This is a genomic window from Amycolatopsis sp. cmx-11-12 (assembly GCF_046269425.1).
Classification (GTDB): domain Bacteria; phylum Actinomycetota; class Actinomycetes; order Mycobacteriales; family Pseudonocardiaceae; genus Amycolatopsis.
On the sequence record NZ_JADNQM010000002.1, the window covers coordinates 22,398 to 38,356 of the forward strand.

The window sequence follows — 15,959 nt, forward strand, 5'->3', positions numbered from 1 at the left end:
CAGTCAGGACTTTCGGCGGCCGAACCAGCCCAACAGCGCACCGGTCGCGAAAGCCCCGCCGACGGCCGCGGTGCCCGGCCCCTGCTGAACGGTCACCCTCGGGTGAATGGACACAGGGGGCGGCGGCTCGATGACCGTCGACATGTTCTCCTTCGCCGTCGCGGTCCACGCGGTGACGAACAGCAGGAACCGCGAAACGAGATTCGCGAAGACGAGCAGGCCGATCACCGGACCGAACAACGTGAACGCTGGTGATTTCGTGACGCTGCCGAGGTAGAGGGTCGCGCCCTGCTGGAGCACGATGAACCCGACCGCGGCGAACACCGCGCCCTTGACCGCGCTGCGCAGCGCGACGTGCTCGCGAGGCAGCCTCGCGATGACCCAGAGGAACACCAGCGTGTTCGCGAGCAGGCCGAGCAGGATCGTCGCGACCTTGAGCAGGAACACCGCCCAGCTCTGGTTTTCCAGGCCGACCAGTTCGAGCAGGAATCGCCCGACGCCGCTGCCCGCCGCGGTGAGACCGAACGAGACCACCAGCGCGAGGCCAAGCCCGACCAGCGACAGCAGGTCCTTGATGGTCGTCGAAACCAGCGGCAGCTGCTGCTTTTCCTGACCCCATTGGGCGGTCAGCGCGTCACGCAGGTTCGTCATCCAGCCGACGCCGGAGTACAGCGCGAGCACCAGGCCGAACACGCCGATGCCACCGCCGGACTCCAGCGCCGCCTTGATGATGCTGCCGACCAGATCGCTCAGCCCTTCGGGCACCGATTTCTGGATGCCGTCGATGAGCTGGTTCGTCACCGCCTGGTCGCCGGCGAGCACGATCCCGATGATCGCGAACGCGACCATCAGGATCGGGATCACCGAAAGCACGCTGAAGTAGGTGATGGCCGCGGCGTAGTGGTTGCCGTAGCGCTCGGTGAAGGCGTCGTTCGCCCGGATGAGGTGATCGAGCCAGCCGTACTTCCGCCTCAACCGCGGTAGCAGCTTGTCCTCGGCCAGCTTCGCGCCGTCATCTTTCGCCACCTGTCGACGCTAACCACGTCCACCCCGGCTCGCAGCGCGAATCAGCCTGCCGGGGGAAGGAAACCGATGTTCTCGTAGACGTTCCGCAAAGTCACCGAAGCGACTTCCCGTGCCCGTTGCGCGCCGAGGGCCAGCGCCTTGTCGAGCTCGGCGACGTCATCCAGATAGGACTGGACGCGCTCCTGCACCGGAGTGACCCAGTCGACGAACGCCTCGGCGACACCCTTCTTCAGATCGCCGTAACCCTTGCCCTCGAAGGCGGTTTCGAGTTCGGCGACCGGCTCGTCGGTCAGCGCGGAGAGGATCGTCAGCAGGTTCGAGACGCCCGGCTTGTTCTCGGTGTCGAAGACGATCTCGCGGCCGGTGTCGGTGACCGCCGAGCGGACCTTCTTCGCCGACTTCTTCGGGTCTTCGAGCAACTCGATGAGGCCGTTGCCGGTCGACGAGGACTTGCTCATCTTCGCGGTCGGTTCCTGGAGGTCGTAGATCTTCGCCGTGTCCTTGACGATATGCGGCTCCGGCACCGTGAACGTCTTGCCGTAGCGGTTGTTGAACCGCTGCGCGAGGTTGCGCGTCAACTCCAGGTGCTGCCGCTGGTCCTCGCCGACGGGGACCTCGTTCGCCTGGTACAGCAGGATGTCCGCGGCCTGCAGGACCGGGTAGGTGAACAGGCCGACACTGGCGCGATCCGTGCCCTGCTTCGCGGCCTTGTCCTTGAACTGCGTCATCCGGCTCGCCTCGCCGAACCCGGTCTGGCACTCCAGCACCCAGCCCAGCTGGGCGTGCTCGGGCACCTGGCTCTGGACGAACAGCGCGCTGCGGGCCGGGTCGACGCCGAGCGCGAGCAACTGCGCGGCCGAGCGGCGCGTGCGGTCCCGCAGCACCTTCGGGTCCTGCTCGACGGTGATCGCGTGCAGGTCGACGACCATGTAGAAGGTGTCGTGGGTGTCCTGCAGCCGCACCCATTGCCGCAGCGCACCCAGGTAGTTGCCCAGGTGGAACGAGTCGGCGGTCGGCTGGATCCCGGAGAGCACCCGCGGGCGCTTCAGTTCGTCGGACACGCCCGGATTCTGTCAGGCCGTGCGCCGTCGGGTCACCCGGCCTCGTCCCGGCCGAAAGATGTAAACGGTTAACCGGCACATACTTCCGACGGTTCTGGGCGCGGTGTCCGATTCCTACCGTTCATGGCACCGGATCATCCGGCCACACCGAAGGAGAACCCAGATGAAGGCACGATCCCTACTGATGGGCTTGGCCATGGCGGCTGCGGCCGTCTTCTCGCTTTCCGGCGTCGCGGCAGCCGCCGAGCCCACCGGAGGCGTCCAGCCGAACATCGTCGGCGGCGGCAACGCGACCCAGGTCTACTCGTTCATGGCGTCCCAGCAGTCGAGCGGCGGCGGGCACCAATGTGGTGGCTCACTGATCAGCTCGACCTGGGTGGTCACCGCGGCGCACTGTGGAACGCCGTACCAGGTGCGGGTCGGCACCACGAACCGCACCAGCGGCGGCACCGTCGCCCGCGTGGCCCAGCGGATCGCCCACCCGAGCGCCGACCTGGCGCTGCTGCGTCTCTCGACGGCGGTGTCGCAGGCGCCGATCACGATCGCCGACACGTCGGGGGCCGTTGGCACCGCGACGCGGATCATCGGCTGGGGCCAGACCTGCCCTGTCCGCGGTGGCTGTGGCGCCCCGATCAACCTCCAGGAGCTGAACACCTCGATCGTCTCCGACGGCAGCTGCTCCGGCATCCGCGGCGCGAGCGAGATCTGCACCAACAACCCCGGTGGGAACAAGGGCGCCTGCTACGGCGACTCGGGCGGCCCGCAGGTGAAGCAGGTCAACGGTGTCTGGCAGCTGGTCGGCGCCACCAGCCGCGCGGGGAACAACAGCAGCACCTGCGCGACCGGGCCGTCGATCTACGTGGACGTCCCCTACTTCCGCAGCTGGATCCGCACCAACTCCGGAGTCTGATCCGGTCCCCGCGTCGCCCCACCGTCCCCTGGGGCGACGCGGTCCCAGCCGGTTCAGCAAGGAACCGTGCGGAAGTTCGAAGAGCCGCTCCAGCAGCGCGACCGCCTTCAGGGAGTCGCACCGCTCGGGGCGGCTTCTTCCGGTCCGCCAGTAGCTCAAGGTCGCGACACTGACCCGGACGCCCTGCTGGGCGAGCCGGTGCCGGATCCGGTCGAGTCCGAGACCGCTGTCCGTGATCGCCCGGTCCAAAGCTCGCGGGAAGGGATCACCGGGCCGGCTGCGACGCCGCGTCACCGTCATGGACCTGAGCGTGGCGATCAGCGCGCGGCTAAACAATCCGGGCCGGACTAGGTGTCCCTACCCAAGAAATCCGACACGCCGCGTTTCGCGGGCTAAGTGCGATCTGTCCGGTCCCGCCACCGCCTCGCGTTTAGCGGGCTAAACGCGATCCGGAGGCCGGGGGGCACCGCGCGGGCGGACTCGACTTTAGCGGGCAAACTGCGATCCGACCGGGGTCGGCGCCAGGGCGACTTTAGCGGGCAAATCGCGAAGCTCGGGCGAGGCGCGTTTAGCGGGCTAAACGCGAAATGGGCCCGGGGAGGCGCAGGTCAGGGGCGCTGCGGGCGGGTGAGGGCGTCGCCCTCGGCGAGCACGGCCTCGGCCATCGCGGCGACGTCCGGGGTGGCGGGCTGGAGCGAGGTGACGACAGCGGGAGCGGCGGGGCCGCCGGTGGCGGCGCGGGCCTTCCGGCGCTGACGGAAAACACCGAAGGCCATGCCGACGATGCCGAGCGCGACGGCGATCAGGCCGACCGGGCCCAAGAGACCGAACGCCATCTCCGAGCGCGAAGTCGACTCCGCGGCCGAGGCCGGGCCGGCTCCTGCGACGAGCAGTGCGACCGGGATCGCGACGACCGCCGCGGCCCTGGCCGCGGGCAGAGCCGACCGCATCAGGAGATGAACTGGGTTCCGCACCGGAGTGCCTCCCGTGACGTGACATTGCTGAACCGGAACGCTAACCCGAACGAGTTAACATTTCCAGGCTGCTGGTCAAAAAACTACCGAGCGTGTCAAGACCTGTGGGTTCTGATCAACTCGGGGCACGAGACTAGCCCCTCACAGGGGGGATGTTTCGAGCACCCCTCTTCTCAGAGTTGTCGCGGGCCAAACGGTTTCTGACAGAACAAGACATGGATTAGGCCGTTCGGATGCCACCACAGGGCCGAACAGGGACGATCCGACTTTCCCCGGTTGGTTTCTTGTGCGCAATGGTCTATACCTGTTGGCCATACCTCTTAAAAGGTATAGACCAATCTCCCTGCATGGTCCCCTCGTACGAAGGAGCCACCGATGTCTCTTCGACGTATTCTCGCGGCGGTCGCCGCCACCTTCGCCGCCACCACGGTCGCCGTGGTCGTCCCGGCCCAGTCCGCCTCCGCGGCGGACTGCGTGGCGCCGTGGAACGCGAGCTCGGTCTACTGGGGCGGCAACACCGCCTCCCACAACGGGCACAACTGGTCCGCGAAATGGTGGACACAGAACGAAACGCCCGGTTCGGCGCAGGTCTGGGCCGATCAGGGCGCCTGCGGCGGCGGGTCGCAGAACCCGTCCGGTTTCGTGGTCAGTGAAGCTCAGTTCAACCAGATGTTCCCCAGCCGGAACCCCTTCTACACCTACAACGGCCTGGTCACCGCCCTCAGCGCGTACCCGGCCTTCGCGGGCACCGGCAGCGACACCGTCAAGAAGCAGGAGGCGGCGGCCTTCCTGGCGAACGTCAGCCACGAGACCGGCGGCCTGGTCCACATCGTCGAGCAGAACGAGGCCAATTACCCGCACTACTGCGACACGAGCCAGTCCTACGGCTGCCCGGCGGGCAACGCCGCGTACTACGGCCGCGGCCCGATCCAGCTGAGCTGGAACTTCAACTACAAGGCCGCCGGCGACGCGCTGGGCCTGCCGCTGCTGACCAACCCGTGGCTGGTGCAGAACGACGCGGCGGTCGCCTGGAAGACCGGCATCTGGTACTGGATGACCCAGAACGGCCCTGGCACGATGACCCCGCACAACGCGATGGTCAACAGCCGCGGCTTCGGCGAGACCATCCGCAGCATCAACGGCAGCCTCGAGTGCAACGGAGGCAACCCAGGCCAGGTGCAGAGCCGAGTGAACAAGTACCAGCAGTTCACCGGCATCCTCGGCGTCGACCCCGGGGGCAACCTGTACTGCTGATCCGTCCAGGGAGCTGAAGGGGCCCTTCGCCGCATCTGACGCGGCGAAGGGCCCCTTCGTCACTCAAGAGCGCCGAGCAGTCGGCGCAGCGAGGCGTCCAGGACGTCAAGGTCGTCACCGAGCGGCGAAAGCAGCTTCGCGACGTTCGCGGTGTGCTCGGTCATCGCGGCGTCGACGACTTCGAACCCGCGCTCGGTCAGCGTGACCCGGAAACTGCGCCGGTCCTCCGGGTCGAGCGCGCGCTCGACCAGCCCCGCCGACTCGAGCCTGTCGATCCGGCTGGTCATCCCGGCCCTCGACATCATCAGCGTCGTGGACAGCTCGGACGGGATGAGCGTGTACGGCTTTCCGGACCGCCTGAGCGCCGCGAGCACGTCGAACTCCCCCTGCTTCAGCCCGTGTTTCGCGAACACGGCCTCCACCATCGGCGTCGTCAGCATCGCCACGCGGCCGAGGCGACCGGCGACCCCGATCGCGGCCAAGTCCAGTTCCGGTCGTTCCCGCCGCCAGGCGCCGACCACCGCGTCGATCGCGTCGGCGTTTCGCTCATCACTCACGACGGCAGTCTATTCGACGGGAGATAGTTTGACAGCGAACTATCAGCACTGGAACTATCTCGGGTATGACCCAGCACATCGAGACCCGTGAACCCGTCCTCGTCCGCGCGGCCGAAGCCGAGACCGTCGGCGCGGCCCCCGCTCTCGTCACGCTGCTCGCCGACGTCTCGACCACAGGTGGACTCCTGAGCAGCGCGAGAACACAGTTAGGCGTCGGCGCGGACGGCGCGGCGCCGCACTACCACACCGGTTCCTCCGAGATGTTCTTCATGCTCGGCGGAAACCTGGAAGTCCTTGTGGGAGAAGAGATCGTCACCGTTTCCGAGGGCGACATGCTCGTCGTCCCGCCGCTGACCACACACGCTTTCCGCGCGGCCGTCGGCTCATCGGCGGACGTGTTGATCGTGTTCATCCCCGGCGTGGAACGGTTCGGCTACTTCCGGCTACTGGAGCAGGTCGGCCACGGCAAGGCGACTGTCCAGGATCTCTTGGACAGCCAGGAAGAATTCGACAACCACTTCGTCGAGAGTCCAGTGTGGACGAAGACAGCGAAGGCGCGTCAGTAGCCGCGCGGCGGGTATCCCGGCGGCGGATACCCCTGCGGTGGATACCCGGGCGGCGGGTATTGGGGCGGCGGGTACTGGGGCGGATAAGGCTGCTGCGGCGGGTATCCGGGGTGCTGCCTGTACTGCGGCGGGGGCGGATACTGCTGCGGGTACTGGGGATTCCGCGGCGGATACGGCTGTTGCGGTGGCGGCGCGACGGGCTGCCCGCCACCGAGGTGGAACGGCAGCAGCGGCACCAGTTGCGCGAGCCTGCCCAGCGTCGCGAGTACGTCGTCCGGTTTGGTCCGGCCGAACGTCGGATTCTCGACGTAGACCAGTTCCGCCCCCACCAGCGACCAGGTGTGCAGCTTCAACGATCGCATCGTGGCGGCGACCTGCGGCGTGAGCACCTGGATCGCGACGTTCGGATCGGTGTCGATCAGCTTGTACCAGCGGTTGAACTTCCGGTCCGCGGTGGCGGGCTCCGGGTACCGCTCGACGTCCCAAGCCGATTCGATGCTCGACACGATCTGGAAGTTCGGCATCGGCGCGGGCAGGGCGACCACCCAGACCGAGTCGATCGAGAGCGTGTCGAGCTCGTTGACCTTCTTGTTGGTCCACCGCGTGTGGACGCTCGTGACCGTCGGACGGCGGTGGTAGTCGAAGACGCTGAACCGAAGCCCGTTGTACGCGCCGCTCAGCGCGCCGAACGCCATCCGCTTGTCGCCGCGCTGGTTGAACGGCAGCACCGTCCAGCGCTCCAGGAGGTTCGGCGCGTCCGGGCTGAACTCCCACCCGTACTGACCGGACATCTGGTAGCGCTCGGCGTTCGTCGCCTCGACGCGCCGGGCCTCGTTCGTCTCCATGACCGCCTCGGCTAGCCGGAATACGTCGCCATCACCGGCGCGTGGTCGGACCAGCGCTGGTCGTAGGACTCGGCGCGCTCGACCACGACGGAGGTGCACCGCTCGGCCAGACCGGGGGTGGCGATCTGGCAGTCGATGCGCCAGCCGGAGTCGTTGTCGAACGCCTTCCCGCGGTACGACCACCACGTGTACGGGCCGGGGCCCTCCGGGTCGAGTTTGCGCTGCACGTCGACGTAACCGGCCTCGGTGAACACGCGGCCGAGCCATTCCCGCTCCTCCGGCAGGAAGCCCGAACTCTTCTGGTTCCCACGCCAGTTCTTCAGGTCGGTCTTCTCGTAGGCGATGTTCCAGTCGCCCACGACGACGACCTCACGGCCACCGGCCTCGGCCTTGGCGCGCAGGTCGACGAGATACGGCAGGAACGCCGCCATGAAGCGTTCCTTCTCGTCTTGGCGCGGGGTCCCCACGTCACCACTGGGCAGGTACAGGCTCGCGACCACGACGTTCGGCAGGTGGATCTCGGCGTAGCGGCCGCTGTCCTCGAATTCGGGCTCGCCGAAGCCGATGCGGACCTCGTCCGGCTCGGCGCGGCTGAAGAGCATGACGCCGTTGCGCCCCTTCTGCGCGGACGGCGCGTGCACCACGTGCCACCCTTCGGGCGCGGCGGCACCGGCTGGGAGCTCTTTGAGCTCGGCCCGGACCTCCTGGCAGGCGACGACGTCGGCTTTGGTGGAGCCGAGCCACTCGACGAAGCCCTTTTTCGCGGCGGCACGGAGGCCGTTGACATTCACAGTGGAGACGGTCAGCACCCTTCGCACGCTACCCGGAGGGTCCGACAGAAACGTCAGGGCGTTCGCTCTGCAAGACTGGGCGGATGAGCGAGCTGACCGTGCTGGGCAGCTGCGGCGCCTGGCCTGAACCGGGGCGGGCCTGCGCCGGCTTCCTCCTGGTCCACGACGGTTTCAAGATCGTTCTTGATCTAGGCTACGGCGCGGCGTCGCGGCTGTTCGAACATTGCCCCGGCGGCCGGGTCGACGCGGTGGTGGTGACGCACGAACACCCCGATCACTGCGCCGACGTCAGCGCGCTCGGCCGTGCCCGCGCCTACGGGCTGCCGGACGACCCGAAGATTCCGCTGCACTGCACGCCGGGCACCGTGCGGCGGCTCGAAGCGATGGAACCGCGCCCGCATCCGACGACCATCTTCGACGTGCACGAACTGGGCCAGCCGCGCGAGGTCGGGCCGTTTCGGATGACCACGTTCCTTCTGCCGCACCACGTGCCGAACTACGGTGTCCGGCTGACCGCGCCCGGGCTCACCGTCGCCTACACCGGCGACAGCGGACCCAGCCCGCTGCTGGCGGAGCTGGCGCGCGACGCCGACCTGCTCATCGCCGACGCCACGCTGCAGGGCCCGTCTCCCGACGAGACGCCGCGGCTGGTGTCGACGGCGGGCGAGGCCGGGTACTGGGCCGAGCGCGGGGGTGCCCGGCGACTGCTGCTGACCCACTTCTGGCCCGGTTCCGCCCGCGAGGTCTCGGTGGCCGAGGCGCGGAAGGCGTTCAGCGGCGAGGTGCTAGCGGCCGAAGAAGGCGCCCACTTGCGTTTAGCCCCCTAATCGCGACGCGGCAGGCCACGCACCCCAGTCGCGTTTAGCGGGCTAAACGCGAAGCCGCAGGTCACGGGCCGCACTTGGAGCCGTCGACCGGGGTCGCGTACTGGGCGGAGACCCACTTGCCCTCGGCGACCTTGCGGAAGCCGTTCTCGACCACCGGCTGTGCGTCGATCTTCGCGTCCTTGACGTACTTGCCGACGATCTTCTGCCCGCCGGGGGTGTCGCGCGCGTTGAGCACGTCGGCGGTCACCACGACCTGGCAACCGGTAGGGCTCGAAGCGCTCGACTCCCTGTCTTGTCCCGAGATGGCGACGACGACGATCAGCGCCACGCCGGCACCGAGGAACAAGACCGGTTTCGAGATGGCCATGATGGTCACTCCTCGAACAAGGGAATCGTTTTCTGCCTTGACCAGAGTGGCAGAAGCCGGGGCGGTCGCCCAGATCCCGGATTGCCAACCACCCGGAGGCGCCAACCCGGCGAGTCGCGTACTACCCACCGTCACGGGCAGGGCACGAACGACGAAGGCCCCTTCCGCGAGGAAGGGGCCTTCACCGTATTCAAAGCGAAAATCAGCCCTGGGCGATCTTCTTGGCCAGGTTTTCGTCCAGCGTCGCGAGGAACTCCTCGGTGGTCTGGAACGGCTGGTCCTTGCCGATCAGCAGCGCGAGGTCCTTGGTCATCTTGCCGCTCTCGACGGTCTCGACGACGACCTGCTCCAGCTTGTTCGCGAACCCGATCAGCTCCGGGTTCGAGTCCAGCTTGCCGCGGTGCTCGAGGCCACGGGTCCACGCGTAGATGGACGCGATCGGGTTGGTCGAGGTCGGCTTGCCCTGCTGGTGCTGGCGGTAGTGCCGAGTCACCGTGCCGTGCGCGGCCTCGGCCTCGACGGTCTTGCCGTCCGGGGTGCGCAGCACCGAGGTCATCAGGCCCAGCGAGCCGAAGCCCTGCGCGACCGTGTCGGACTGCACGTCACCGTCGTAGTTCTTGCAGGCCCAGACGTAGCCGCCCTCCCACTTCATCGCCGCGGCGACCATGTCGTCGATCAGGCGGTGCTCGTAGGAGATGCCCTTGGCGTCGAAGTCGGCCTTGAACTCGGCCTGGTAGATCTCCTCGAACACGTCCTTGAACATGCCGTCGTAGGCCTTGAGGATGGTGTTCTTGGTCGACATGTAGACCGGGTACTCACGGTCGAGGCCGTACTGCAGCGAGGCGCGCGCGAAGTCCTCGATGGACTTGCGGTAGTTGTACATCCCCATGGCGACGCCGCCGCCCTCGGGGAACTTCGCGACCTCGAACTCCATCGGCTCGGAGCCGTCGTCCGGGGTGTAGCTGATGGTCAGCGTGCCGGGACCGGGGACCTTGAAGTTGGTCGCCTTGTACTGGTCACCGTGCGCGTGACGGCCGATGATGATCGGCTTGGTCCAGCCGGGCACCAGGCGCGGGATGTTCTGGATGACGATCGGCTCGCGGAAGATCACGCCGCCGAGGATGTTGCGGATCGTGCCGTTCGGCGAGAGCCACATCTTCTTCAGGCCGAACTCTTCGACGCGTGCCTCGTCCGGCGTGATCGTGGCGCACTTGACTCCGACGCCGTGCTTCTTGATCGCGTTGGCCGAGTCGACGGTGACCTGGTCGTCGGTGCGGTCCCGCTCCTCGATGCCCAGGTCGTAGTACTCCAGGTTCACGTCCAGGTACGGGTGGATCAGCCTGTCCTTGATGAACTGCCAAATGATGCGGGTCATCTCATCGCCGTCAAGCTCGACGACGGTGCCCTGGACCTTGATCTTGGCCATGAGCAGCGGTGCTCCTTCCGCGGATCTTCGCGTTCTTCTTAAGTCTCTCCGGTAGCGGTACAAGCGTACTGCTTAACGGTCCTGGATGGTTCCAGTAGTGGTCGGTATCAAGTCTCCACGAGGCCGATGTGGCCGACGTCACCCGGTCGGACGACGGCCATCCGGCCGTCACGCGACCCGCGAGACCGCGACATCATCGAACCGCACTCCTCAGCCGGCCACCGGAAAGGGCGGTCCCCATGTCCACCAACCCCTATGCTGTGCCGCCGCACGAGCAGCCACCGGCACCGGAGCCGTACCTCCAGCCTAAGCAAAGCAGCCGCGCCGTGCCTCGCGTGCTCAGCACGGTCGGCGGGGTACTGCTCACGCCGGTCGCGCTCGGCCTGGTGATCTACGGCGGCTCGCGACTACAGCGGATGTACGCGCAGGCCTACACCGTCGGCGAAGACCCTCTCGGCCTGTTCTTGCTGATCCTCGGCGGCCTTCTCCTGCTCGGCGTCGCGCTCCTCGGCGCGCTGTCCGGACTCGGTCCGGTCATCGGCGGGCTGCTCTGGGGAGTGGTGCCGGGGCTGACCACCCTCCTGGGCGGGCAGAGCGTCATGAGCACCATGTACGACCTCGGCGGCCGCGAACTCGGCGTCGGCCTGGTGACCTGGCTCGTGATGGGCGCCCTGTTCGGGGCCGGTTTCCTGCTGGTCGGGGCCGGCCTGGTCGGGACCCTCACCCGGCGCCGCTCAATTTCGCGTTTAGCGGGCTAAACGCGCTCTGCGGAGATCGAAGTGAACCGAAGGGGCTTCGCGTCCGTAGTCCGGTTAAGGGAGGTGACCCGCCCATGTCATCGCACCGGTACGTCGCGGAGTACGACGACGAGGACTACCAGGAGTACGGCGAGTACGAGCAGCAACCGAAAGACCCGCGAAGGCCCTACGAGGACGTCGAGTCGTACGAACCGTACGAGCAGCCTTACGAAGACGACCTGGTCGCCGAAGACACCCGCGCGGGCCGAGGCGCGCGTCGCGCCCTCAGCGGAGCGGGCGGGCTGATCCTGACGCCGGTCGCCCTCGGCCTGCTGGCCTGGGGCGGCCTGCGGCAGCAGATGCTCGTCCAGGCGACGCTCAGCACCCAGCGTGACGTCTTCGGTATCGGACTGCTCGTGGGCGGCGGGATCCTGCTGCTGGCGGTCGGGCTGCTCGGCGCGCTCTCGGCGACCGGCCCGATCCTCGGCGGCCTCGTCTGGGGCGTCGCACCCGGCGTGACCGCCGCCGCGGTCCCGGAATGGGGCTTCCGCCTGGTGAAGTACCTGCCGCAGAACGACGTCACCTATGGAGTCACGAGCTGGCTGTTCATCGGTGGCCTGCTCGGGACGGGCTTCCTCCTGATCGGCGCGGGCCTCGCATCGAGACTCGCCCGGCGGCGCCGCTGAGGAGGCTGGGACCATCGGCGCATGGGATTGTTCACCGTTCCTGAAGCCCGCGCCGAACTCGCCCGGCTACGCCCTGTGCTCGACGAACTCGTCCGCCTCCGCGCCGACGCGGCCGAACTCGCCGCGTCCCTGCGTCCGGGCGGCCGCGAGACCGCGCTCGGCGGCATGCCGGAGTGGAAGGCCGCGCAGGCCAGGCTGGACGATCTGATGACCACCGTCCAACGGACGGGCGCGGAGTTGAAGGGGTTCGCACCGCTCCTGATCGACTTCCCCGCCGAACTCGACGGCGTCGACGTCCTGCTCTGCTGGCTCGAAGGCGACCCGGAGCTGTCCTGGTACCACCGCACCGACCTGGGGTTCGCCGGGCGCCGCCGCCTCCCGAACCGGGTCGAGGCCGTGCGCGAGGAGATCGCGGCGGGCCTCTTCGACGGCGTCGCGGCCCACTACGACGAAGACACCTTTCACGGTCTTGTCGCCGACGCGCTCGTCGACGGCCTCGGCTGCACAGCTCCCGAACGCGTTCTCGACGTCGCGACCGGGACCGGCGTGGCCGCGTTCGCTGCGCTGCGTCTGAAGCCGGGCGAGGTCCTCGCGATCGACATCTCGCCGGGCATGATCGCCCAGGCCGAGGCGAAGGCGGCGGCGCACGACCCCGGCAAGCTCATCACCTGGCAGGTCGCCTCGGCGGTGCCGTCGCCGGTGGAGGACGAGGGCGCGGACGCCGTGCTGTGCGCGTCCTCGCTGCACTTCCTCGGCGCGGCCGCGCTCCGCGATTGGCTGCGTGCCCTGCGTCCTGGCGGCAGGCTGGGCTTCAGTCTGCCGTTGGCGTCGGCGTTCCGGCCGTCGGAGGCGTTCGCCGCGATCGTCCCCACCGACCTGACGCTCCCGGAAACCGAGGACGACGCGGCCGGGCTCGCCGCCGAAGCGGGCTTCACCGAGGTGACCGTGAAGCGCCTCGACGTCGAGTCCGAGGACAGGGTCCGGTCGGTGTTCGTGGTGCACGCGACCAAACCCTGAGGGTCACGAGGGCAGGAGGACCCGTCGTTCGATCGGGCTGGACATGACGATCGACGTCGTCGTGGTGCCCAGCGTGGACAGGTCTTCGAGCAGGTCTTCCAGGTGGGCGGTGTCGCGGACGGCGATCTTGAGGATCCAGCAGTCCTCCCCGACCACGTGGTGCAGTTCGAGGATCTCCGGGCGGTCCATGATCTTCCGCGTGCGCGGATGCCGGACGGTGAACCCGCTGTGCGGCGCCATCCGTACGAACGCCCGCAGCCCGAGGCCGATCCCGGACGGCGAGACGAGCGCCGCGTAGCCGATGATCGTGCCGTCGGCTTCGAGCCGTTTGACGCGTTCGCCGACGGCGGCCGGGCTCAGTGAGACGCGGCGCCCGAGTTCGCTCAGGGTGATGCGGCCCTCCTCCTGGAGGAGTTCGAGGAGTCGCCGGTCGATCACGTCCAGTGAGCTTTCAGTGAAACCACGCCTTGACCAAGTTTCTTTCAGTGATTCCGCTGATTCGCCCATGTTCTCCCCTTCAAGCACCCGGTTCGCCACCGTAACACTGGTCGACATGAAGAAAGTGCTCGTTCTGGGTGGAAGCCGGTACTTCGGCCGTGGGGTGGTCGAGCGGCTGCGCGACGCCGGGCTGGACGTCACCGTGGTCAATCGCGGCTCCACCCCGGCGCCGTCCGGCGTCGCTCACCTGATCGCCGACCGCGACGACACGGCGGGCCTGAAGGCCGCGCTGGGTTCCCGGTCTTTCGACGTCGTTCTCGACCAGGTCTGCTACACCCCGGTCCAGGCGGACATCGCGCGCCGCGTCATCCGCACGGACCGGTACGTGATGACGTCCACGATCGAGGTCTACGACCGGGTCCGGACGCATACCCCGATGGCCGAATCGCTGGTCTCCCGTTCCCCCGTCGACTTCGAACTTCCTTGGCAAGACGAGGATTTCCTCGAAGCGCATTACGGCGACGGCAAGCGGCAGGCCGAGGCGGTCTTCGCGGCCGGAGACGTGCCGTTCGCTTCCGTGCGGGTCGCGCACGTCCTCGGCGGCGAGGATTTCACCGGGCGGCTGCGGCATTACGTCGAACGGCTGGACGCGGGGGAAGCCATCGCGGTCCACGCGGCACCGCGGCCGTCGACGTTCATCCACGAGCGTGAGATCGCGGACTTCCTGGCCTGGGCCACGCGAGCGGACTTCACGGGTCCGATCAACGCCGGTTCGCACGGCGAGCTGACCGCGGTGGACCTCGCCGCCGCCATCACCGCCGAACCCCGGTTCCGGATCGTCGAGCGGGACGCGTCGCCGTTCTCGTTCGACCGGTACACCGTCTTGGACACCTCGCGCGCGACCGATCTCGGTTTTTCCTTCTCCACCACCACCGATTGGCTCGGCGAAGCCGTCGAAGAAATCCGAAAGGCAACTTGAGCATGCGCTACCGCAGCATCGGGGACGTCGAAGTGAGCGCGATCGGGCTGGGCGCGATGCCGTTGTCGATCGAGGGCCGCCCGGATTCGGGCCGCGCGATCGCCACCATCCACGCCGCGCTCGACGCCGGGGTCACGCTGATCGACACGGCGGACTCCTACCACTGGTACGCGGGCGAAACCGGGCACAACGAGGTGCTGATCGCCGACGCGCTGGCCACCTACGGCGGCGGCTCGGACGCGGTGCTCGTCGCGACCAAGGGCGGCCGTGGCAGGCCCGGTGACGGCTCGTGGACCGTCACCGGGACGCCCGCGCACCTCAAGAACGCCTGCGAGGGCTCGCTGAAACGGCTCGGCGTCGACGCGATCGGGCTCTACCAGTTGCATAAGCCCGACGAGCACGTGCCGTGGGCGGAGTCCGTCGGCGCGATCAAGGAACTGGCCGACGAAGGCAAGATCCGGCTCGCCGGAGTGTCCAATGTGTCCAGTGCGCAGATCCTCGAAGCACGGGAGATCCTCGGCGAGAAGCTGGTTTCGGTGCAGAACGAGCACTCGCCCGCACAGCTGGCGCACGAACCGGAGCTGGCGCTGTGCACGGAACTCGGGCTCGCCTATCTGCCGTGGGGTCCGCTCAGCGGGATCGGCGGGGAATTCCTCGCCGTGGCCGAAGCTCACGGTGTCAGCCCGCAACGGGTGTGCCTGGCCTGGCTGCTCGCGAAGTCGCCGTCGATGATCGCGATCCCCGGTTCGACGCGGCCGGCGACGATCCGCGATTCGGCGGCCGCCGCCGATCTGGTGCTCACCGCCGAGGATCTGGCTCGCCTGCCGTGATCAGGCGCTGGCCACCAGCGTGACACCGAGGGCGATCATCATCGCGGCGACCAGGCCGTCCAGCACCCGCCACGACGACGGCTTGCGGAAGAACCCGCTGAGCAGCCTCGCGCCGAAGCCGAGCAGGAGGAACCAGATCACGCTGGCCGACACCGCGCCGACGCCGAACGCCCACCGGCCGCCGCCGTGCCCCGCGGCGATCGCGCCGAGCAGGAGCAGGGTGTCGAGGTAGACGTGCGGGTTCAGCCAGGTGAGCGCCAGCGTGGTCAGCACGATGCGGCGCAGCGATCCGCCGGTCTCCGGACCACCGGTTTGCAGCGCCGCCGGCTTGAACGCGCGACGGGCCGCGAGCGCGCCATAGCAAAGTAGAAAAGCGCCCCCGACCAGGCCGACAATGGTCAGTGCTTCCGGCGATGTCCCAATCAGCGCACCGACTCCCCCGACGCCGAGGCTGACCAGGATGACGTCCGAGACGATGCAGATCAGCACCACCACGAGCACCGCTTCCCGTCGGATGCCTTGGCGCAGCACGAAGGCGTTCTGGGCGCCGATCGCGACGATGAGGGCCATGGTGGCGCCGAAACCGGCGGCCGCACTGAGCAGGACGTTTCCCATACGGATGACACTAGGAAGCGAATCGTCAACAGTACAGCTAAAGATTCTTACGT

The 15,959-nt window shown here is 68.0% G+C and carries 19 protein-coding genes; 9 read left to right on the forward strand and 10 right to left on the reverse strand.

Translation table 11 applies throughout. The features are described 5' to 3' along the window. Nucleotides 1-3 precede the first annotated feature (3 nt). Entirely contained in the window at nt 4-1,026 is a 1,023-nt protein-coding gene (locus ACLARN_RS02455) for a YhjD/YihY/BrkB family envelope integrity protein (protein WP_409489662.1), read from the reverse strand. 41 nt (nt 1,027-1,067) lie between these two features. Beyond that, nucleotides 1,068-2,087 (reverse strand): tryptophan--tRNA ligase, encoded by a 1,020-nt coding sequence (gene trpS, locus ACLARN_RS02460; protein WP_409489663.1) that lies wholly within the window; start codon nt 2,085-2,087, stop codon nt 1,068-1,070. Nucleotides 2,088-2,250: 163 nt separating this feature from the next. On the opposite strand from trpS, the gene ACLARN_RS02465 reads away from it, so the two are divergent. After that, entirely contained in the window at nt 2,251-2,997 is a 747-nt protein-coding gene (locus ACLARN_RS02465; RefSeq protein ID WP_409489664.1) for a S1 family peptidase, read from the forward strand. Nucleotides 2,998-3,605: 608 nt separating this feature from the next. On the opposite strand, the gene ACLARN_RS02470 is transcribed toward ACLARN_RS02465, so the two are convergent. Then, complete coding sequence (locus ACLARN_RS02470) at nt 3,606-3,947, reverse strand: hypothetical protein (protein ID WP_409490000.1); 342 nt, start codon at nt 3,945-3,947, stop codon at nt 3,606-3,608. Between the two features lie 399 nt (nt 3,948-4,346). Between ACLARN_RS02470 and ACLARN_RS02475 the strand changes: the two genes are divergently transcribed. After that, nucleotides 4,347-5,225 carry a glycoside hydrolase family 19 protein gene (locus ACLARN_RS02475; RefSeq protein ID WP_409489665.1) on the forward strand — a complete coding sequence of 293 codons (879 nt, stop codon included), beginning with the start codon at nt 4,347-4,349 and terminating at the stop codon, nt 5,223-5,225. Between the two features lie 59 nt (nt 5,226-5,284). On the opposite strand, the gene ACLARN_RS02480 is transcribed toward ACLARN_RS02475, so the two are convergent. Beyond that, entirely contained in the window at nt 5,285-5,782 is a 498-nt protein-coding gene (locus tag ACLARN_RS02480; protein ID WP_409489666.1) for a MarR family winged helix-turn-helix transcriptional regulator, read from the reverse strand. A gap of 65 nt (nt 5,783-5,847) precedes the next feature. On the opposite strand from ACLARN_RS02480, the gene ACLARN_RS02485 reads away from it, so the two are divergent. Further along, entirely contained in the window at nt 5,848-6,348 is a 501-nt protein-coding gene (locus ACLARN_RS02485; protein WP_409489667.1) for a cupin domain-containing protein, read from the forward strand. Here ACLARN_RS02485 and ACLARN_RS02490 read toward each other — a convergent pair. Next, complete coding sequence (locus ACLARN_RS02490; RefSeq protein WP_409489668.1) at nt 6,342-7,193, reverse strand: hypothetical protein; 852 nt, start codon at nt 7,191-7,193, stop codon at nt 6,342-6,344. The genes ACLARN_RS02485 and ACLARN_RS02490 overlap by 7 nt on opposite strands. Before the next feature lie 11 nt (nt 7,194-7,204). Continuing rightward, entirely contained in the window at nt 7,205-8,011 is an 807-nt protein-coding gene (locus ACLARN_RS02495) for an exodeoxyribonuclease III (RefSeq protein WP_409489669.1), read from the reverse strand. A 56-nt stretch (nt 8,012-8,067) separates the two neighbouring features. Between ACLARN_RS02495 and ACLARN_RS02500 the strand changes: the two genes are divergently transcribed. Beyond that, complete coding sequence (locus ACLARN_RS02500) at nt 8,068-8,811, forward strand: MBL fold metallo-hydrolase (protein WP_409489670.1); 744 nt, start codon at nt 8,068-8,070, stop codon at nt 8,809-8,811. A 61-nt stretch (nt 8,812-8,872) separates the two neighbouring features. Here ACLARN_RS02500 and ACLARN_RS02505 read toward each other — a convergent pair whose 3' ends face one another. Together ACLARN_RS02505 and ACLARN_RS02510 are read right to left on the reverse strand one after the other, a co-directional pair. Continuing rightward, complete coding sequence (locus ACLARN_RS02505) at nt 8,873-9,178, reverse strand: SH3 domain-containing protein (protein WP_409489671.1); 306 nt, start codon at nt 9,176-9,178, stop codon at nt 8,873-8,875. Nucleotides 9,179-9,380: 202 nt separating this feature from the next. After that, nucleotides 9,381-10,604: an NADP-dependent isocitrate dehydrogenase gene (locus ACLARN_RS02510; protein ID WP_409489672.1), complete on the reverse strand. Its 1,224-nt coding sequence runs from the start codon at nt 10,602-10,604 to the stop codon at nt 9,381-9,383. A gap of 326 nt (nt 10,605-10,930) precedes the next feature. Between ACLARN_RS02510 and ACLARN_RS02515 the strand changes: the two genes are divergently transcribed. From ACLARN_RS02515 to ACLARN_RS02525, 3 genes are all read left to right on the forward strand, one after another. Further along, the gene (locus ACLARN_RS02515) at nt 10,931-11,362 is read left to right on the forward strand and encodes a hypothetical protein (protein ID WP_409489673.1); all 432 of its coding nucleotides are present in this window, start codon (nt 10,931-10,933) and stop codon (nt 11,360-11,362) included. Nucleotides 11,363-11,436: 74 nt separating this feature from the next. Continuing rightward, a complete protein-coding gene (locus ACLARN_RS02520; RefSeq protein ID WP_409489674.1) occupies nt 11,437-12,027 on the forward strand; it encodes a hypothetical protein in 591 nt (196 codons plus the stop codon). Nucleotides 12,028-12,048: 21 nt separating this feature from the next. Further along, nucleotides 12,049-13,044: a DUF2203 family protein gene (locus ACLARN_RS02525; RefSeq protein WP_409489675.1), complete on the forward strand. Its 996-nt coding sequence runs from the start codon at nt 12,049-12,051 to the stop codon at nt 13,042-13,044. A gap of 3 nt (nt 13,045-13,047) precedes the next feature. Here the strand turns inward: ACLARN_RS02525 and ACLARN_RS02530 are convergent, their stop codons facing one another. Then, the gene (locus tag ACLARN_RS02530) at nt 13,048-13,482 is read right to left on the reverse strand and encodes an Lrp/AsnC family transcriptional regulator (RefSeq protein WP_409489676.1); all 435 of its coding nucleotides are present in this window, start codon (nt 13,480-13,482) and stop codon (nt 13,048-13,050) included. A 115-nt stretch (nt 13,483-13,597) separates the two neighbouring features. Here ACLARN_RS02530 and ACLARN_RS02535 point away from each other — a divergent pair, with 115 nt between their 5' ends. Both ACLARN_RS02535 and ACLARN_RS02540 read left to right on the forward strand, forming a co-directional pair. After that, complete coding sequence (locus ACLARN_RS02535) at nt 13,598-14,461, forward strand: NAD-dependent epimerase/dehydratase family protein (RefSeq protein ID WP_409489677.1); 864 nt, start codon at nt 13,598-13,600, stop codon at nt 14,459-14,461. 2 nt (nt 14,462-14,463) lie between these two features. Further along, the gene (locus tag ACLARN_RS02540; protein ID WP_409489678.1) at nt 14,464-15,291 is read left to right on the forward strand and encodes an aldo/keto reductase; all 828 of its coding nucleotides are present in this window, start codon (nt 14,464-14,466) and stop codon (nt 15,289-15,291) included. Here the strand turns inward: ACLARN_RS02540 and ACLARN_RS02545 are convergent, their stop codons facing one another. Next, on the reverse strand, nt 15,292-15,906 hold the full coding sequence (locus tag ACLARN_RS02545) for a LysE/ArgO family amino acid transporter (RefSeq protein ID WP_409489679.1): 615 nt from the start codon (nt 15,904-15,906) through the stop codon (nt 15,292-15,294). Nucleotides 15,907-15,959 lie beyond the last annotated feature (53 nt).